Origin of the sequence: Desulfobulbus oligotrophicus, assembly GCF_016446285.1 — a bacterium.
In the GTDB taxonomy this organism is placed as follows: domain Bacteria; phylum Desulfobacterota; class Desulfobulbia; order Desulfobulbales; family Desulfobulbaceae; genus Desulfobulbus; species Desulfobulbus oligotrophicus.
The window spans coordinates 701,089-718,976 of record NZ_CP054140.1 but is presented as its reverse complement, the minus strand read 5'-3'; the positions used below and the strand labels follow the sequence as shown (position 1 = coordinate 718,976).

At 55.8% G+C, this 17,888-nt stretch carries 14 protein-coding genes; all 14 read right to left on the bottom strand.

The window, feature by feature from the left end:
- The 14 genes from dndD to HP555_RS03240 all read right to left on the bottom strand — a co-directional run bounded on the left by dndD (window position 1) and on the right by HP555_RS03240 (window position 17,731).
- Complete coding sequence (dndD, locus tag HP555_RS03305) at window positions 1-1,992, bottom strand: DNA sulfur modification protein DndD (protein ID WP_199263772.1); 1,992 nt, start codon at window positions 1,990-1,992, stop codon at window positions 1-3.
- Between the two features lie 70 nt (window positions 1,993-2,062).
- Window positions 2,063-2,701 (bottom strand): hypothetical protein, encoded by a 639-nt coding sequence (locus HP555_RS03300; RefSeq protein ID WP_199263771.1) that lies wholly within the window; start codon window positions 2,699-2,701, stop codon window positions 2,063-2,065.
- Window positions 2,698-2,883, bottom strand: a complete 186-nt coding sequence (locus tag HP555_RS03295) for a DNA modification system-associated small protein (RefSeq protein WP_199263770.1) — start codon at window positions 2,881-2,883, stop codon at window positions 2,698-2,700. Before HP555_RS03295 ends, HP555_RS03300 begins: the two co-directional genes overlap by 4 nt.
- Window positions 2,880-3,974 (bottom strand): PDDEXK nuclease domain-containing protein, encoded by a 1,095-nt coding sequence (locus tag HP555_RS03290; protein WP_199263769.1) that lies wholly within the window; start codon window positions 3,972-3,974, stop codon window positions 2,880-2,882. The genes HP555_RS03295 and HP555_RS03290 overlap by 4 nt, the downstream gene beginning before the upstream one ends.
- On the bottom strand, window positions 3,971-5,326 hold the full coding sequence (locus HP555_RS03285; RefSeq protein WP_199263768.1) for a restriction endonuclease subunit S: 1,356 nt from the start codon (window positions 5,324-5,326) through the stop codon (window positions 3,971-3,973). The genes HP555_RS03290 and HP555_RS03285 overlap by 4 nt, the downstream gene beginning before the upstream one ends.
- Entirely contained in the window at window positions 5,326-8,121 is a 2,796-nt protein-coding gene (locus tag HP555_RS03280; protein ID WP_199263767.1) for an N-6 DNA methylase, read from the bottom strand. The genes HP555_RS03285 and HP555_RS03280 overlap by 1 nt, the downstream gene beginning before the upstream one ends.
- Entirely contained in the window at window positions 8,076-8,537 is a 462-nt protein-coding gene (locus tag HP555_RS03275) for a helix-turn-helix domain-containing protein (protein WP_199263766.1), read from the bottom strand. Before HP555_RS03275 ends, HP555_RS03280 begins: the two co-directional genes overlap by 46 nt.
- Window positions 8,538-8,840: 303 nt before the next feature.
- The gene (locus HP555_RS03270) at window positions 8,841-9,818 is read right to left on the bottom strand and encodes a calcium/sodium antiporter (RefSeq protein WP_199263765.1); all 978 of its coding nucleotides are present in this window, start codon (window positions 9,816-9,818) and stop codon (window positions 8,841-8,843) included.
- 36 nt (window positions 9,819-9,854) lie between these two features.
- Window positions 9,855-10,088 (bottom strand): DUF2188 domain-containing protein, encoded by a 234-nt coding sequence (locus tag HP555_RS03265; RefSeq protein ID WP_011369119.1) that lies wholly within the window; start codon window positions 10,086-10,088, stop codon window positions 9,855-9,857.
- Window positions 10,089-10,143: 55 nt separating this feature from the next.
- Window positions 10,144-10,437: a hypothetical protein gene (locus HP555_RS03260; RefSeq protein ID WP_233249235.1), complete on the bottom strand. Its 294-nt coding sequence runs from the start codon at window positions 10,435-10,437 to the stop codon at window positions 10,144-10,146.
- Between the two features lie 144 nt (window positions 10,438-10,581).
- Window positions 10,582-11,448, bottom strand: coding sequence for an HNH endonuclease (locus HP555_RS03255; protein ID WP_199263763.1), 867 nt, complete (start codon window positions 11,446-11,448; stop codon window positions 10,582-10,584).
- Between the two features lie 13 nt (window positions 11,449-11,461).
- Complete coding sequence (locus HP555_RS03250) at window positions 11,462-14,701, bottom strand: DEAD/DEAH box helicase (protein ID WP_199263762.1); 3,240 nt, start codon at window positions 14,699-14,701, stop codon at window positions 11,462-11,464.
- On the bottom strand, window positions 14,694-16,508 hold the full coding sequence (locus HP555_RS03245; protein ID WP_199263761.1) for a phospholipase D family protein: 1,815 nt from the start codon (window positions 16,506-16,508) through the stop codon (window positions 14,694-14,696). The genes HP555_RS03250 and HP555_RS03245 overlap by 8 nt, the downstream gene beginning before the upstream one ends.
- Entirely contained in the window at window positions 16,502-17,731 is a 1,230-nt protein-coding gene (locus HP555_RS03240) for a DUF6361 family protein (protein WP_199263760.1), read from the bottom strand. Before HP555_RS03240 ends, HP555_RS03245 begins: the two co-directional genes overlap by 7 nt.
- Window positions 17,732-17,888 lie beyond the last annotated feature (157 nt).

The window sequence follows — 17,888 nt, the reverse complement described above, 5'->3', positions numbered from 1 at the left end:
TCAGTTCTCCCAGAAATAGCCGATTTTGAAGGTGGTCAGCTCTTGCCGCTGGTCAAAGGCAAGGCAACCGGCACCGCTCAGGTGCGGCTTCAGGCTCCGGTAGTAGTTCGTATCGATCTCGGTATCGGTGGAGAGAATCACCACCTGCTCCCCGGCGTTGGGAAAGTAGTTGTTGACGATGTTATCCCGGTGCGTGCTGTCCAGACGCGAGAGCGGGGTATCGATGATGATCGGGAGATTGAGCCGGCTGGTCTGAGCCAGCCCCCACAGCAGCGACACCGCAAACACCTCCTTTTCCCCCGCCGATAGGCCCGACTTTTTGATCTCGTGCCCGTTGCGGTCACTGATACGCACCTCGTAAGTCTTGTCGTCGATGGTCAGGTCTTTGATCAAGCCGCTGCGGCTGGAGAGCAGGCGGTACATCTCGAAGGTCTTTTCCTGCAGCAGGTACACCTTGTTCTTGCGCAGGCGCACCATGAACTGGTTGAGCACGCCGGCGACGGCGTCGCACTCCTCGATGAACTCCGCCTTCTCCCTGGAGACGTTGTGTTTCTCGTAGAGCTTTTCGATCTCCATCTCGATTTCGCCGATGCGTTTTTCCAACGAAAGAATTTCCTCTTCCAGTAGGCGAAGCTGCTCGGTCTTGCGGCCGATCTGAGTCGAGCAGCTTTCCATCTCGGCCTGCAGCTGGTCGAACAGCTCCCGTTCCGACTCGGTCATGCCACCGAGGCCGGAGAGGCCGGTCAGTGCCCGCACCAGAGTCTCCAGCTCGCGCTTTTCCTCCAGTAGCGGCTGAATCAGGAACACCTCGCTTCGTTCCAGATTCTCCATCTGGTTCAGCACCCGTGCCGCGTCCCGGTCGGAGAGATCAAGCACTTTGGCCGCATCGCCGCGACCGTCACCTTCCTTGAGCAGGCGGACGATGCGCCGCTCCAGTTCGGCCATCCTTTCGGCGGAGAGCTTTTCCCGGTAGATCGGCTCCGGCTCCTCGACTACTCGCACCAGCCGTTTGGCCAACTCGGCGGCGTGCTCCTTGATGGCTGCGCCGGTGGCCGAGTCGCGCTCCTGGTCGATCTGCCGGCGGATGCCATCAAACAGTTTGCCCGCCAGGGCAAAGGGCAGCGCCTTTTCGCACAGATTGCGGATTTCGTTCTCCACCTGGGTCAGGCGGTTGGATGCCTGAATGCGCCGCTTTTCCTGCTCGCGCATGGTCTCGCGGCTTTCCGGCTCGGCATGAAAGGTTGCCTCAAAGCGCTTCTTGGCGTCGGCGAGTTGCTCGCGGAACCCGGCCAGTTCCTCCTGCAAGCCGGTGCGCTCCTGCTGCTTGCGACCGAGTTTGCTTTTCTCCTTTTTCAGCTCGCTCTGCTTGAACTCCAGGTCCTCGTCGGAGATCTCCACAAAGCCCTTGCGCTCTTCCTGCTTGATGTAGGCCAGGTCCGAGGCCAGGCGGTTAATGTTCTGGATGCCCAGCACCGCCTCCAGCGAGGATTTCAGGCGCACCTCGGAATGATCATCGGCAGCGATCTCCTGAATCTTCTCGCCGTTGAAAAAGAAGAACTGGGTGATACCGGGCGGAATGGCGGCGCGGATGAAATCCTGCCAGATCTCCTGATTCTGCACTGAAACCCGCTTGCCGTCGCGCACCACCACCAGCCGCTCGCTCAGGTCGCGGGGCTTGGGTTCCGCCACCGCACCCGCGCTCCAGGAGCGTTTGACGATCAGCTCTGCACCGTCGTCCATCTCCATGACCAGTTCGAACACCACATTGGCGTTGCCCTTGGCCTTCTCGCGGCGGTTGATGTTGCGGTAGATCTCGTCCGCCTTGGCCCCATAGAGGCAATAGTTGATCGCCTCCATGATCGAGGTCTTGCCCGCACCGTTCATGCCGCCGATCAAAAAGATGCTGCGGCCGTCCGCCGCCATGGGAAAGGCAATCTCGGTGGCGAACTGGAACGACTTGTAGTTCTCGATGGTCAGTTTGATGAATTTCATGACATACCTCCCTGTATGTCAGCCTGACGGGCGCACTGCGTGCATGCAAATTTTCTGTTCTGCAAATTTGTCATCGGTGGCCCTCACTCAGTTCCCAGATGCCGCGAGTGGAATCCGCTTTCAAAATCCCATCGTTCTTCATGGCATTTCGCTCCCAACAGGCGTTGTTCTGCCAGGCATGGTCATTTGTTGCCTCCCGCCATTCCAGATCACCGGGCAGGAGCTTGCCAAGGAGTTTTTCCTCCATGTACTTCAAGACATCATTCTTGGGCGCGGAGCCGCCGAGATGGCGGAGCGCTTCAATGATCAATATACGCAGAATCGCTTTGTCGGTCTTTGGAGATTTCGACCGTTTGGTACGAGGCTTTTTGGTGGGCGCAGCTTCAGGAGTGCGGCCGATACGATCCTTGAGCTCTTTCAGCAGTTCTTCCAGTTCATCGGCCAGATGGTTAAGCATCTGGGTGGCTTCGGCACTCACGCCCAGGGCAGCGGCTAGACGGGTCTTCTCAGCCCGAAGTGCGTCCGGCACCGGCACCCCCTGCTTGTCGAGCTTGTCAATGGTGCGGGCTATTTCCCGCAACTGCGCCTCCATGGCGGCGGTCTCGCCGTTTTCGCTCCCGGTGTCCAGCCGCTCGATCACCTTCCGGCACAACTCCACCAGCAGGCCCGGGTCCTTCATATAACGCTCGACCTCTCCACCGTGGCTCATGATGTCGCGCCTCCCGGTGTCGATTTCAGGATCTCGCGCAGGGCGTCATAGACCCCGGTGCGGCGCTCCTTGAATTCGTAATCACGCACTGTGTCGAGTAGCTTCAGCACCTTGTCGGCGCTCACACCGTGTTGTCGGCACAGATCCTCCAGCAGCCGTTTGTCCTCACTGGTCAGATTCATGGTTTATCCCCTTCCAATTCACGTTCGATCTCTTCGATGGTCGGCAGGCTGCTTTCCAGGCTCTTCGGTAAGGCGCGGGTCAATTCAAAGCTGGATACCCCAATGGGTTTATCAACTCCACGCAAGGCGTATTCCGCCAGCACACGGTTGGGCTGCTGGCAGAGGATCAGGCCGATGGTCGGCTTGTCGGTTGCATGACTCAGTCGGTCATCGACAACGCTGCAATAGAAGTTCATCTTGCCGGCATATTCCGGTTTGAAATTGCCGCGTTTGAGATCGATCACCACATAGCAGCGCAGTTTGAGGTGGTAGAAGAGCAGGTCGATGTAGAAATCCTGCTCGCCGATATCAAGGTGGTATTGCCGCCCGACAAAGGCAAACCCCTGGCCCAGTTCCAGCAGGAATTTTTCCAGATGGGCGATGAGGTCGGTTTCCAGCTCGCGTTCGTGAAAACTCGTTTCCAGGGTGAGAAAGTCAAACAGGTAGGGATCTTTCAGGGTTTGCTGCACCAGATCGGAATCGGGTGGCGGCAGGCGTTTGGCAAAGTTGGTGGTGGCCCGTCCCTGTCGCTGATGGGCGGCGGTTTCAATTTGCATGACCAAAATAGTGCGGCTCCAGCCATTGGCAAGGCTTGCCTGCATATACCAGTGGCGGGTGGTCGGATCCTTGACCTTGGTGATCAGCTCGGCGTGGTGGCCCCAGGGCACGGACTGGATCAGGTCGGCCGGAAAAAGTGCCGTAGCCTGTGGCCCTTTTGGCTCGGATTCGATTTGTGCCACAGCCTGTGGCACAAATTTCAGGTGAGGATATTCGCGGTAAAAAGTCAGCATCCGCTTGATGTTACGTTCGGAAAATCCCTTTTCCTCCGGCAACTCGTTGTGCAGATCGCGGGCAAGGCGCGGGATCACCCCGGCGCCCCAGCCCTGTTGTTTTTGGCGGCGGTCGATCAGGGCGCCGATTTCCCAGTAGAGGCGGATCAACTCGGCATTGACCGCCAGCACGGCGCGGGTCTGGGCATGACGCACCCGCTGCTTGATATCGGCCAACAACCCGACGTAGTCGGTAGGTAGTTTGTCGGGTTTGTCGCTCATGCCCGCACCGCCTCTTCGATGAGTTGTTCGACGCGGGATTTGGCCTGGTCAAGGAGTTGTTCCGACTCCTGCCGCTTTTCAAGCGACTCCGCCACCAGCACGGCAATTTGTTTTTCTTTTTCAGGAGCAAGGCGCGGCACCAGAACCCGGCTGACATCGCGTTGGGCAAGATGGCCGTTGGTTGATCCGGTGATCCAGCGATTAAATTGCACCTGGCCCAAGTGATGATCCAGAGTCAGCAGGAGATAGTGGGGATTGACCGCACCATTGGCCCGGAGACGCAACATGTCGCCCGAAAAAACGAGGTTGTCGTAGCGATTGACGATGCCGATTTTGCCGATGGTCGCGCCGGTAATGGCCAACAGTAGATCATCCTTTCTGGCGTTTGGTGTTCCGGCAGAAGGTGATGCTTTGGATGCGCCGACAATTTCGCAGCTAGTGATGTGTTTGATGCTGCAATAGTCTGCTGTGCCCGTTTCGGCTTCGGCTTGTTGCCGACCTTTCGCAGTGCTGGCAAGCAAGAGATTCAGTCGATCGCAGTTCGCATGTTTCAGCAACCAGTCTTCATAGAACACGGCTTCAGGCGAGAAACACTGGGCATCAATACGATTGGCGCTGACGCTGTCAGACAGCCCGATAACACTAAACCGCGCCGTGTAGCCCACGGGTTTGTCAAAACGCAGCCTGTCCAGCCCCAGCTCAGATTCGAGGAGTTGCTGGGCTTGGGTGTAGTAAGCTTCACTTTCTTTGCTTACCTGATACGAGGCATTAACAAGCTCGGCAATATGCTCTTGAGTTTCGGGAGCAACGAGGGGGATCAGGATTCTTTTAACCTCAGATCCGCTCACATTTGCCTGGTTAATCGAACGCATTGCGCGGCGTTTAATCTGGCCTATTCCAAACTGAGTGTTCAGATAAACAGCCAAATATTCGGGCAATATTACGTTTCTGTCTGGAACCAGACGGATCAAATATGATGCAAATGTGCAGTCGGTCTGGTCTTTTACTATTCCGGTACGTCCAACAAAGTCAAAAGAGTTCGTGCGGTTAAACAGCACATCGTTTTCGTTTAATCGGTACTGCTCAAATACTTGCCGTGAGATAGCTGCGAATTTTTCTGGTCGTAAGGCAAAGCAGTTGTTCAATTCGTTCATTCTGAAAATAGGGAAACCCTTGCTTTCAGTATTCATCGAAATGGAAATGCCGTATTCACATTTTTTCAGGATTCGTCCGATTGGTGCCCAACACACGGAATTGTTTGGTTTAAACACATATTGTGGATCAAAAAATTCGGCTGAGAATCTGTTATTGGAAACTGCATCACTGAGCATTACATGATTGATTGCAGCCATCACCCCGCCCCCCAGAAATCAAACCCCTCAGCTTGCGCAAAGCGCACAAAGGCCTCGGCTACGCAGAGTTGGTCATCGGGGATGGTGGCAGCATTGAAAAGGTCGGCTGCGGTCAGGTCGTAGTTGACCAGATCCTGGTCGATCTTGGGCTGGCCGCTGGCCTCTTCCATCAGGTGGCCGTCCGCATCGAGCACATACTCGTAATCACCGGAGTTGTTCTTGCCGCCGCGCTCACTCACCGCCATAAAGATCGGGTAGTCGAGCCGTTTGGCCACCTCGGCGGCGATCCAGCGCTCCTTCAAGGTGTCGATCAGGTCGGTGTCAGCCAGAATCAACTCCAGCTTGCCGCGATTGGTGAGCAGTTTCAGGTCGCGCTCGGCAATCGGGATCTCCTTTTCCAGCCGCTTGATCTCAGCCTTGTAGCGTTTAGATTTTTCCTTCTGGCTCTGCTTGAGGGTCTGGGTATCAACCTTGTAGGTGGCCCTCATTTCCTTAACCTGAAAGCGCAGGTCCCCCTTGTTGCCTGTCCAGGCGCTGGCCAGGGCGTCCAGGTCCTGCTCCTGCTGCTGCGCCAGTGCTTCCACGTCGCTGTCGAGGTCGGCGAGCTTCTGCTTCACCCGCAGCAGCTCGCCCCGCAGGTTGTCTACCTTCTCTTCGGCCTGGGCGATGCGTTCTTCATCAGAGGGCAGCTCAGCGGCCTCTTCGTCGCTCTTTTCACCGTCGCCATTCTCAGCAGGCTCTTCCGCCTCTGGTTCGTTGAAGGTCTCGGCGAGCAGGTCGGCCACCGCTTCGGGGATGGCGTCCTCCGCCACATCGCCCTCGTTCTCATCGAGCAGGGCCTGAATCTCGGCATCAAAAGCCGGGCAATCCTTGGCCACCTCGTCATGAACGCGGGCGATATCGGCGAGTTGCTGCCTGGTGTATTTCTGCACAAAGAGCACCGAGGTCTTGGTGCCGGTATGAGGTTTGAAGGTGTTGGGGTGCAGCCCGACCACTGCCAGCAGCCGCGCTTTTTTCAAGATCCACTCACGGATAAAGGCCAGCGACGAGTTGTTGAACTTACCCTGGGGCAAAACGATGGCGGCCCGGCCGCCGGGGCGCAGCATCTTCAAGATACGCTCGATAAAGAGCACGTCGCGCTCTTCCTTGGGGGATTTGTTACTGCCGGCCCGTTTCAGGGCCGGTTTGGCCAGATCGTAGTGAACCAGCATCTTGCGGTCCTTTATTTCTCCGGCAAAGGGCGGATTGGCGAGGATGACGTCGAACTTTAACTCGTTGAAGTATTCCCAGGCCTTGTCTTCATCCCTGAGGTTTTCCTGCTCCGGAATCTTCTTGGCGGTCAGCTTGGCCTGGCGCAGGCCAAGCATCAGGGCCTGGCCGGAGCCGCTTTCATACCAGGTTTTGGGGTCAAGGCTGTTCACATCCGGGCCGAAGATATTGGTGTGGCCGTCGCCGGCGATCAGCATCAGGGCGCGGGAGGTCTTGGCGGCGCGGGCCTCGAAATCGATGCCCCAGAGATACTTGGCAGCGTACTTGTGCTTGCGGAGTTCGCGTTGGTCATTGTCCCCGACCGGATAGCACCACTCCATGGCGTGCAGCAAAAAGCCCCCGGAACCGCAGGCCGGGTCCATGACGTACTCCTTCCGTGTCGGGTTGAGCATGCGCACGCACATCTCCACCACATGACGAGGGGTGAAGAATTGGCCTTTCTTCTTCTTGGATTCGGTGGGCAGCAGGTATTCAAAGGCGTCGTCCATGATGCGCAGGTTGGAGCCCAGCAACCGCACACCCTCGATGGGGCCGACGCAGACCTGCAGGTGGCGCTTGGCCAGTTCGATATCTTCATTCTCCTTAAAGATGCCGGGCCACTCCTCGCAGGCCTTTTTGAACAGGCCGTTGATGCGGTCGAAGGTGATATCAGGGTCAAGGGCCTTGCCGAACTCGACGGTCCTGTCCCTGCGGTTTTCGAGCGCCTCTTTTTCATCCCAGATCTTGGCGAAGATCAGCTTGAAGATCTCGTTGAATTCGTCCTTGCCGCTGTCGGCCAGCACCAGTTCTTCCAGGTCCTGAATGATCTTTTTGAAGTTGAAGTCCTTCTTGAGCTGCAGCAGGGTCTTCTTGGTTTCCAGAACGTCCTTCGGCTCCTGCCCGCGCTTGGGGATATCGAACAGGGTGTCGTCGAATTCTTTTGGATAGGGCCGGTAAAGAATGATGCTGTCACTGCCGTTGGACCAGACCGCCACCGGCGCGCCCTTGGCGTTCATGTAACTCTTGAGCTGCTCGATGCCGTCTTTGCGCTTGGGCTTTTTGCACTCAACGATGATCTTCGGCGTTTCCTTGGTGTTGTCGGTGTAGACGATGATGTCCGCTGCCTTGGTGCCGACCTCAGTGCCGAACTGCACGCCGGCCTCCAGGTCGATCTCGTCCATCTTGTAGCCGTACTGGTGGATCAGCTTGTAGACCCACAGCTGGCGCACGATCTCTTCGGGGTTGGCCTTGCCGTTCTCGACGTAGACCTGTACCTCCTCGTTGCCCGAGGAAAAGGGAATGAAGCTTTTCAGGTAGTACTTGGTTTTGCCCGCATCCCGACCCGTGGCGGCCGTTTTTGGGTAGATCGCCAGGATGTCGTGAATCGCCTTGCCGAGGTTTTCGAACTCGGTCAGCTCGTATTTGGTGGCCGGGTCCCTGAAGATATGATCGATGATATCTTTGGTGTTCATGGAAGATTCCTTAGTGTCGATTCCGGCGTTCATGCCTTGGGTTCCCCTTTGCCGGTCGCGTGCGCCTTCATCCACCGATCGATCTCCTCCCGGTCGAAACGCCATTGGTTGCCGATCTTGGAGGCGGGAACCTCGCCGCGCTGGGCCATACCGTAGAGCTTGGTTCGGCTCATTTTGATGTAGCTTGCCAACTCATCAATGGTCAGCCATTTGTCGATTTTATCCATGACCTCACCGCTCAGAAGAGATTCGTAGTGAAAAAATGATAAAGAAAGATAACCCTGGGCACCAATAAAAACAAGAAGAATGTAGGAAGGATGCAGGAAAGCGGACGAGATCCGGATAACAGGGATAAGAATGCAGAAAATTTCGAGGCAAAAGAGAAGCGGGATGTGACGGACTTCTCGAAAAAAGAGTGATAACAGCGGCAGCACGGTACCCTGATGGCAACACACATTGCCGGTGGTACGCGGAAAAAGAAAACCCGTCACTCCAAGGTCATCCTCTGGAGAGACGGGTTTATCTTTTGTAAATGGTGGAGGGAACGCCGACCTACCGCAAAACAGTCTCAAAGCCCGCGCTCCTCGTAACTCCTTGATAATAAACGCCGAAGTCATCTTACACAACCATTTCCCGACAACCCGACCAGAGAAACGATTTTCTCCCCTGATTTCCCTGCACCGGACGAGGGTTACTGGTTTGCAGTAAAACCGGATACCTCGCGCTTCTCAGCAACAACTTCGAATCCGGTTTTCGGACGCCGGTTCGGTTCCCAAAACAGGAATCGAATTGGCCTATGCCTGCCCACCGAAAACCGTACTGATCAGGTAAGCCGTGTAGCCAACATAACAGGCCAGCAGCACCGCGCCTTCGATGCGATTGATACGCCCCGGCCCCCGGACCCCATAGCCGATGACGAATAGCGACAGGGTCAGCACGGCCATCACCAGTATGTCCCGATTGAATACCTCCGGCCCCACCGCCAACGGATGAATCGCTCCAGCGATGCCCACCACGGCCAGGGTGTTAAACAGGTTGGAGCCCAGGATATTGCCGAGAGCGATATCGTGTTCACCCTTCCTGGCTGCAATGATTGACGAGGCCAGTTCCGGCAGCGAGGTGCCGACCGCGACGATGGTCAGGCCGATGATCAGGTCGCTGACCCCGAATCCATGAGCAATTTCCACCGCGCCCCAGACCAGGATGCGAGAGCTGACGATGAGTAGCGCCAACCCCACTACCAACCAGAAGACCGCACGGCGGATCGGCATGGTGCGGACGTCCAGTTCCTGCTCAATCTCGCTTCCCAGCGCATCCTCTTTCTTTTGCATCCCTTGCCAGATGGTCCAGGCCATCAGGCCTCCGAACACGGTCAGCAGCACAACGGCATCGATCCGGGTGATCTCACCATCCCAGAGTTGCCATGCCGCCAGGGCGGTCACCACCGTGAGAATGGGCAGTTCCTTGCGCAGCACCTGCGAATGTACGGCGATGGGGCTGATCAAGGCCGTCACCCCCAGGATCAGGGCGATGTTGGTGATGTTCGAGCCGTAGGCGTTGCCCAGCGCGATGCCTGGGTTACCCTGCGAAGCGGCCAGGGCCGAAACCACCATTTCCGGTGCGGAGGTACCGAACCCGACAATCACCATACCGATCAGCAGCGGCGGCATGCCGAAATGGCGAGCGGTGGAGGCCGATCCTTCCACAAAACGGTCGGCGCTCCAGACGAGGAGCGCCAAGCCAAAAATTACAGCGATGAAGGCCAGTGTCATACAGAACCAAAACTCCCTGAAAGCAGATGCACCGGATCACCCTTTGGGCGGATACGGATCGTTCCCGTGGCTGTCCTTGTTCTGGATCTTCCCGTCCTTGCCGTGGATGTAGAACTCGGTGCCTTGGTTCTGGCTGATCTTGCGCCCGGCATCGACGGCATCCTGCTTCTTGTCGAAGTGGCCGCTGCTACGGGTCGCGCCGTCTTTCTTGACGTCCCAGCCGCCGTCAGCGTTGGGCACGACATGATGTGATCCTGGTTTCTTTGGCATGGTTGCCTCCTATTTCATGGTTTCCATTTATATGAGTTGATCGAACCGTTTTCGGCTACGCTTGGATCAACATCCGCTCCTCAGCATGGTCCACGCGCCACTCCTTGCCTCGGTCATCGGTCAGGATTGCGGTGAAAACTGACCTGCCAATCGAGGCAGAACGGCCGTCCTCCGAATAGTCATCGATCCCGAAGTGGACAGAGAGAACCGCCGTAACCACAGCGCCAGGTGGTGCCAGTTGCCCGGCGTTTCGGATGAGTGTTCTCTGACACATCCCGGCAAGAATCCGGTTCCTTTCAATGTCGAATGCCGAGGGCTCTATTCGCAGATCCAGGAGGTCAATTGTCACCGTTGGCAACCGGTGCTGATACGCCTGCCAAGCATAATGCTGGGCCGAACAGGAAAACATGTGAGCGATGCCGCTGGCAAAGCTCTTGATGTGTTTCCGACCCAATTTATTCGGCCCCAAAGGCGTATCTGCCGTTTCCACTGATCAATCCCCGCGCTTCGATTTGTTAACCTCGCCAATCATAATATGGTGTAATTTTTCAAGGTTCTTCTGGGTCAGGTCTTTTAGAGACCCGACCGGTTTCTTCAATTCAAGTCGTGTTTGCGCAATCGCATAGAGCTCTTCTTTTGACATCCCAAGCTCATTAGCTCGGGCATAGATCGGCTTATAGAAACTTTGCTTCCACCGCTCCGGAGCCTTACGCCTGATCTTCGGACGAGCCATGGCAATTTGAGCATACAACCATTGAATGGCTTCATCGGACTTCTCGGCAGGTATCTCCTTGTACGTGGTGACATTAAACTCCTTTTTGATGCCACTCCAAATGCGCTGAGCAGCACGCTGGGGATCTTTTTCGGCCGCCGTATGAAGGTCGATGTATTCCTTTACAAGCTCTTGGATTTTTCGAGCTGTAGCATTTTCAATGTGCTTTCCGCCGGGATCTGTCTGCACGACGGTCTTCTTAACCACTCTCTCGGTAACAATATTCAGGTCTCGACCGGCTACCATATTTCCTTTGCCATTCACCGCCTGAATAACGTGGACGGAATTCTCATGACGCGGAAGCGGCGTATTCAGCTCGCGGACCATGCTGTACCAGTTGTCCCGATGTTTCCTGAGTTCTCCCTCCGAAAATTTGCGTCCTCGCGGATGGTTATTGTTGTAGTGTTCGACTTCCGCATGGCAATCAAAACAGAGGGGAATGCAGTTTTCAAAGCTGTCGTCACCGCCAAGGTGCTTTGGTTTGAGGTGGTGCGTCTCAATTCGGACCCCACAGAATTTGTGGCAAATGCAGCATGATCGCCCGCAGGCGACTAATGCATCTTCGACGATTTCCTTTGAAAAACTCATGCGCTCCCTCGTATCAATTGCTAATGCCCTGAGCGGACTTTGCCGGAGGCAGGATCAGGGTGTTTTCCTCGGCCGATTCATCCTTCAAAACAGTTTCCGGGGGTTGAAGCGAAATCAGCCAGTCGGCTAAATCCGCTGACTCATGGTTACCGTTCTGGCTAAGGCTGAACAGCAGGTCCTCCTGGCGGGGTTGACCAAAAACCATCCGATAAAGGGCCAAGCCTTGCTTCAGTCGTTTGAGCTTCCCAACCTCCTTGCTGTACGGGAGTAGAGGGATGCGGCGCTCCACCCGGGCGGAACCATCCTCGAAGATCCAATATGGGATGAGATCGGAGTGCCCATTGGACTTTCGCTGGGCCGCGATATGGAAAAGGGTCTGCCACGGATCACCTTCCTCAAACGCCTCGGAGAGAGCAGTCAGACCATATCGTTCCGCGATATTCTTTCTGACCGCATGGCCTTTGTAGCGATGAACCCGGCCTTCGCGCTGTTCAAGATCAACGGGATTGGAAGGCAGGTTCCAGTGGACTACCGCATGGCACCAAGTGTGGAAGTCCAACCCTTCCTGACCAATTGAGGTCGACGCCAGAACGAAGGGACGAAACGGTGAGTTGAAGGCATCCCGCACCGAGTCGGCACGAACGAGAGCCTGGTTGTTGTCGTCTCGAATATCCCCGAACCGGAGCGCGAAACGACAGCGGGTGTTGAAATCATCAAGAGCAAAGCCGTCGCCCGACATCTTTATTTCATCGATTCGAATCTGCGCGGTCCGCAGTGACAACACCGATTGGATACACTCGGCTATGCCAGCCACCTGTTCTTCCGGTGAGTGCTCTTGAAGACCCAAAGACTCTCGAAGGACATGCACATATTCGTCGAGCACCGATTGGAGATTGCCGTCGATACCGTACTGAAGCGTTAACCGCCAATAAGTGTCCTCGCCGGAGCCTCGCAGCATGGCAATCGTTTCCGGCATATTGAAAAGAGATCGGAAGCCGGATGCGATCCTGGCTGCGGCTGACAGGAGGTTCGGGTCGGACACGTCAAGTTCGGCACTGATACGGCGAAGAGCTCGCAAGGCACACACGCCAGGACCGGCAAGAGCCAGATCGCAAAGCACATCGACTAGATCATCCGGCTGAGGGCCGAGAGGAATGTTACCCTCCGCCATGCTGACCAGCAGGTCGATGTGATCTTTGAAGCGAGTGCCAGATTCATGGTCCGGTGTAGCGGATCTCCATCCCGAATGGCTCTTACACCAGTCCAGCAACCCGTTATGAGAATCGAGTAAAATGGGAGCCGCCCAATACCATCGCTCGTCAGCTCGCGTCCCTTCCCCGGCACGAGGCAGGGTTTCGACCAAACTACGGCAGGTAGCCTTAACCTCGTTCCTCAGTTCCTGGGCGTCCACTGGCCCGCATCCATGGCGAAGTGCAATCTCGAGCGGATCAATCTTGGTGGCAAGGGTTGGGGACGGCAGCAACCAGGCAATAACTGGCATACCAGTAAGGCGGTTATCGTTTGAGGCTACCGCAAACCGCAGCAATGGCTTGATCTTGTCATAGAGTTCGCTGTGGGAAACCGAGGTTCCGGCGATCATCATTCGTTCGGCTTCGTAGGAGCAAATTGACGCAACCGCGTCCGGAACGGCGCTCCAAGAGGAAAACACAAGGGCTTTGGTCAAACCATCCTTGTCCCGGTATGCGTCACCAGGCTTGATATACGGCATGGACGGCGGCATCCATAAAAGCTGCCACATGCCCTTATCAATAGTGTCTTCGAAGAGCACGCGCATCCTTGGGTTGGCAGGATCGAGAGCCTGATAGCCCTCCAGTTTGTCCTTCGTCAGCAACTGCCCATTTGCCGATGAAAGAGTTCCGCGAAGAGCATCTGAAGGGGCATTTAACTGGGCATCCAGCTTATGCCTCAGCTCATAATGTTTCAAAAAGTTGATCAAGTAAGGCGCAGACTTCCAGTATTCAATTGGTTCCCCGGCTTTAACGCAGATTGCCACTGCGTCAACGGTCGCGGCGTGCTGAAGATCCGCTGGCGTGAGGGGAGCCGTCCGCTCGATCTCGGTCAGCATTGAATTGTGATCACGAGTCGTCGCGACCCGCTCCGTTCGGCACATGACGTTCAGGAGCGCTCGTTCAAGTTCGGCCTTTTTCCCCGGATGACATACGGAGCCCTTCGCGCAGGCGTGGAGCGTTGTTCGATGCTCTGACAAAAGACTTTTGACCTCGTCGACCTTGCCGGAATCATTGAAGAGGAAGTTCAGTGTCCTGATGAAATCTGGATAGTGGTCGTCCTCGTCATTCTCCTGGTCGAGGGTGAACATTTTGTAGGGCGTTGCGGACAGCAGGAGAACGCGAACGTCGGGATGTTCAAAGAGCGCGGTCGCCAGCATGGAGGCTTCGTCATCGCCGTCCAGCAGGTGCTTGAATCGTTGAAATTCATCAAGGATGACCAAGTCGGGCTCAAGCGCGGAAAGGCACACCGAAGCCAGCTTGCTTCTGAGCTTTCCGATCAGGTCGTAACGAAGCTCGGAGTCTTCCCAAGGAATTCTGCTGTAGTCCCGGTATCGGGCAAAGCGTTCACAGCCTTCCTTCAAGGCCGCATACAACTCAGCATCCTCAAGAACTGCCCGGCGAAAGGCCTTGGAAAGGTCTGTATCCAGATCCTCTGCTGGAAGGTTTTTGGCCTTGGCTCGCCAGTTATCCTTACCTGCTGTCGCCTGAAGAATGTTGAGGAGGCCTACGCGCAGCCGTCTACGCCGTTCATTTTGCGCCAGGGGCAAGTCGTACAGCATCCGATAGAGAATCGCCCGTTCGTCGGCATGCCCGCCTCGACTGCGGGCATGATCGAAGGCTGTACCGGGCGTCAGGCTGATGAAATTTACCTTGTTCTTTCGCAGCGAGCGTACTTGCCTGGGCAGGTACGTCAGTCGCGTAGCGATAGAAAAACCATCCGTGTCGCTGACATTGAGCCGATTGACATTTTGGGTCGCGATGGCGGCATTGGAGCAGATGTAGATCACATCGACCCGATCCACCTCGTCTTGAAGGTGCTCCAAGGTCTTGGCAATGATTCCCCGGGCGACTAGCGTTTTCCCGAGTCCAACTTCATCGGCGATCAGAAAACGGGAAGTTGGCTCATTGCCATAGAGCCGCTTGAAGACGTACTCCACGGTCTTCCTCTGGAAATCTTTCAGACCGGCCAAGGCGGGGGCTGATAAAAAGCGGTTGCTATGCATCACGCCCTCCGATAGCCGATTCAAAAACTGTCCAGAGGTTCAAAAAATCCTCGGGGATAATCGCATTCTGGCTTCCCTGGGACAGATCACGAACCAGCCCCGAGATTTCCGATAGTCGCTCCGGGTGTCGGCTGTACGTGCGGGTCAGCTCTTCCAGTAGCGGGATATCTTCACCGTCGGCCAACCGGGCCAACCATTTGGCAAACCCGGTGCCACTACCTGGATCAAGTCCGGATACCTTATCATCCCCCAACAACAGTAGGAGATAACGCAGGAATCCCTCCTGATTGCTGATCACGGTTTGCAGGATGGCAGAGTTGCGTTCTTCTGGAACGCCGGTAACGGGAATATTCAGAACAAACCGGGCCGAAACGTCCGGATGGTTGGTCTTAAGCTCAAACGCGATGAGCCCCGTTACAGAAGAGGCGGAGAACTCTCCGAGGCCGATCCCACCGTTAGCATCGCCGTTAAGAATATCCACCGCGAAGTCCCGAGTAACGGTTATCGGCCATGCAATAGCACTGACGATCCCATCAAGGGATGGGATTTCTCCCGTCAACACCAATGCCCACAGACCGTCCTTCGATCCCGGACTGCATTCGATGGACAGGGCTGTTTCAGCTATCCGGGAGCGAGCCCTCTCAACGGATTCCTCAGCCGCCTGCCGGAGCGCATCAATCTCTGCTTCCTTGCTCGTGTCAAAGTCGACAAGATATTCACCTAATCCGTCAGCGCCAAGAAGCTCGTCGATGCCGCCGACTTTACTCTTCCGGCCAACTAGCCCGACCAGAATCTCGACATTTTTCGAAGCATTCAGCGCCGCGTTGGTTGCATTCGCAGACCCCATGATCACATGGGTATAGTCTGAATAGTACCTGGTCTCAAACAGATAGACCTTTGCATGGAGGCCGGTCGCAAGCGGCTGTTCGATGGCGTCGTCTTCCTCGCCATCCTCGGTTTCCGCCGCGTCGTCCAGATGAAGACATTGCGTGAAGAGCTCGAGAGTCTCCTTCTTCAGGGCTGATAATGACTCCGGACGTGAGATGAGAGCATCTGCGGCCTTGGTTTTTCTCGTCAATGCTCGCAGGGCCTCATCAGAACAGAACGGCGAAATGACGGCCATCCGATTCGCCATGGGAGGCTCCCAGTCATACGCTTTCGTTCCCGGAAGATAGAAGGTCAGCTCGTCAAAGCCGTCGGGGAGTTCCCACTGGACTCGATGCAACTCGTCCGCGAATCTGAGAGCTTGTTCGCTCCTGCCAGGCTCTGTTGTTCCGGTGGCCAGATCAGGAAGCGTCTTGAAGAAATGAGCCAGAGGTTTATTTGATTTGGACTTCCGGCCTGCAATCGTCCCTTCGAGCTGAAGTGACAGGTCCCAGGACTGATCGGTGGTCATATTTCTCGTCAGGACAACCAGACGATACATCGAGCTGCTTTGATCGGGGCTGACAAAACGGATTGCCCAGACTTTTGGATGGAAGACGCCTCCGCCAGGGGCCGTTACCTCGACGACCATTTCCTCCAGAAACCCAAACAATGGATTGGGCTTGGCAATCTGGGGCACTTGAATCCGTCCTCGTTGCACATAGACGGTGATTCGTTTCGAGTACCTGCGGATGGCTTCAAGCACAGACAACGGGTCAGGATCGGTATGACCATCCGCCGCCATTAACGCCAGGTAGACAGGTGCCTCAAGCAGTAGGGCTGGGTCCATCGAAAAGGTGGTTGCAATGGCCTCGTCGAAAATCATCCCCGGCGGTGGGGTCAATGCAGAGGTATAAAGGCTCCGGGAGTTTGGGTTCAGCATTGCTCCTCCCGGCTCATCCCCTGGTACAGGTCGTTCAAAAGCACCTTCACATTCGGCCAGCGATAGACAAGTCTTCCGACGCCGGAGTACCCGCCCCACTGCTCGAGCGCCCTCTGGTTCCTGAATCGGGAACGCGTGCCCTTGAGTTTCATTTCCCTTCTTTTGATCAGGGTGAGCGCATCTGCGTTAGAAAGGAGGTCATTGGGGGACCTCCGGGTATGGTCGATCCACTGCTGAACGAAGAATCTCGTTTGCGGGGTGATGGTGTGGCCATGATCCATGGTCAACTCCCAGAGGCGGCTCACCGACCAGGAGCGAATTTCCTCCAGGGGAAGATTTGCGGTCCATTCATCGAAACTTGCCTGATGCTCGGCGACAAGGTCTTCATGGTTTCGAAGCCTGGCGAGCTGAACGTTGTACGAGAGCGCCGCTCCATGCATCACCTCCGAGAACAGCCGTGCATGGGTCAGGAGTTCTTTATGCTGTTCGGAAAAGCGGCCGTAGTCCGGATGTTCCCATGGAGCTTGGGTGTCGGCGGGTTCGCAGTGCAGTGCCAAGAACGAGAGGAGACTATTGGGGCAAGCGACCTGGATGCGATCCCGAATAAATTCGGCTTCTTCCCTGGATAAAGCGAAGTTCACCGCCCCCGGAAAATCTTCCGGAGGTGCTGGCAATCGAGGATGCCAACTGAGAGTGGCCATCCGCTGCTCAACGTCGATGTCGTCTCCCCGTACCTTTGCGTCTTTCTCAAGAGCCTTCAGGGCATTCCGGCGACGGTAAGTCTCGTCGATGCGCCTGTGATATTCGTCCTGCGAGAATGGCGTAATGCGTATTCCCCAGACACCGAGACCGGCCCAGTAGACGGAGCTGGGCAACCGTTTGAGCCTCTTTCCTGCGGTCTTACCAAAGACGCCAGCCTGATCATCGGAATCCATCAACGGCTGAACCAGGTCTCTTTCCAGCTTGTCAGCCTGGATCGAAAAACTCTCTGCTGGTAGTCGCTTCTCTTCCAGCGAATGGTAAATCCATGGCACGAAAAGCATGTAGCGAAGGCGTGTCTGGATCGTGCTTGTTCCTGGAAACAACTGATCGGCAAAGCTGTCCCGCACGGAGCCGAGCCCAAGCTCGTCACGACTTTCCTTTTCCTGGAAAAGGGAAAGGATGCGAAGCGTGCGTTCCCTCGCTTTCGAGTCATGGTCAATCCATGCAAGGACGGAAGGCATCTTTCAGACTTCCCTCCACAAGAGAGAAAGGGAGCTTGTCTGATACGACGGTATGACATAATCAAAATCGGAGCTGAATATTTTCGAGAGAGGATATTCGGCACCACTGATTTTCTTGCTCATCTTGTCTCCTTGTTATTAACCATCTTCTCGAAAT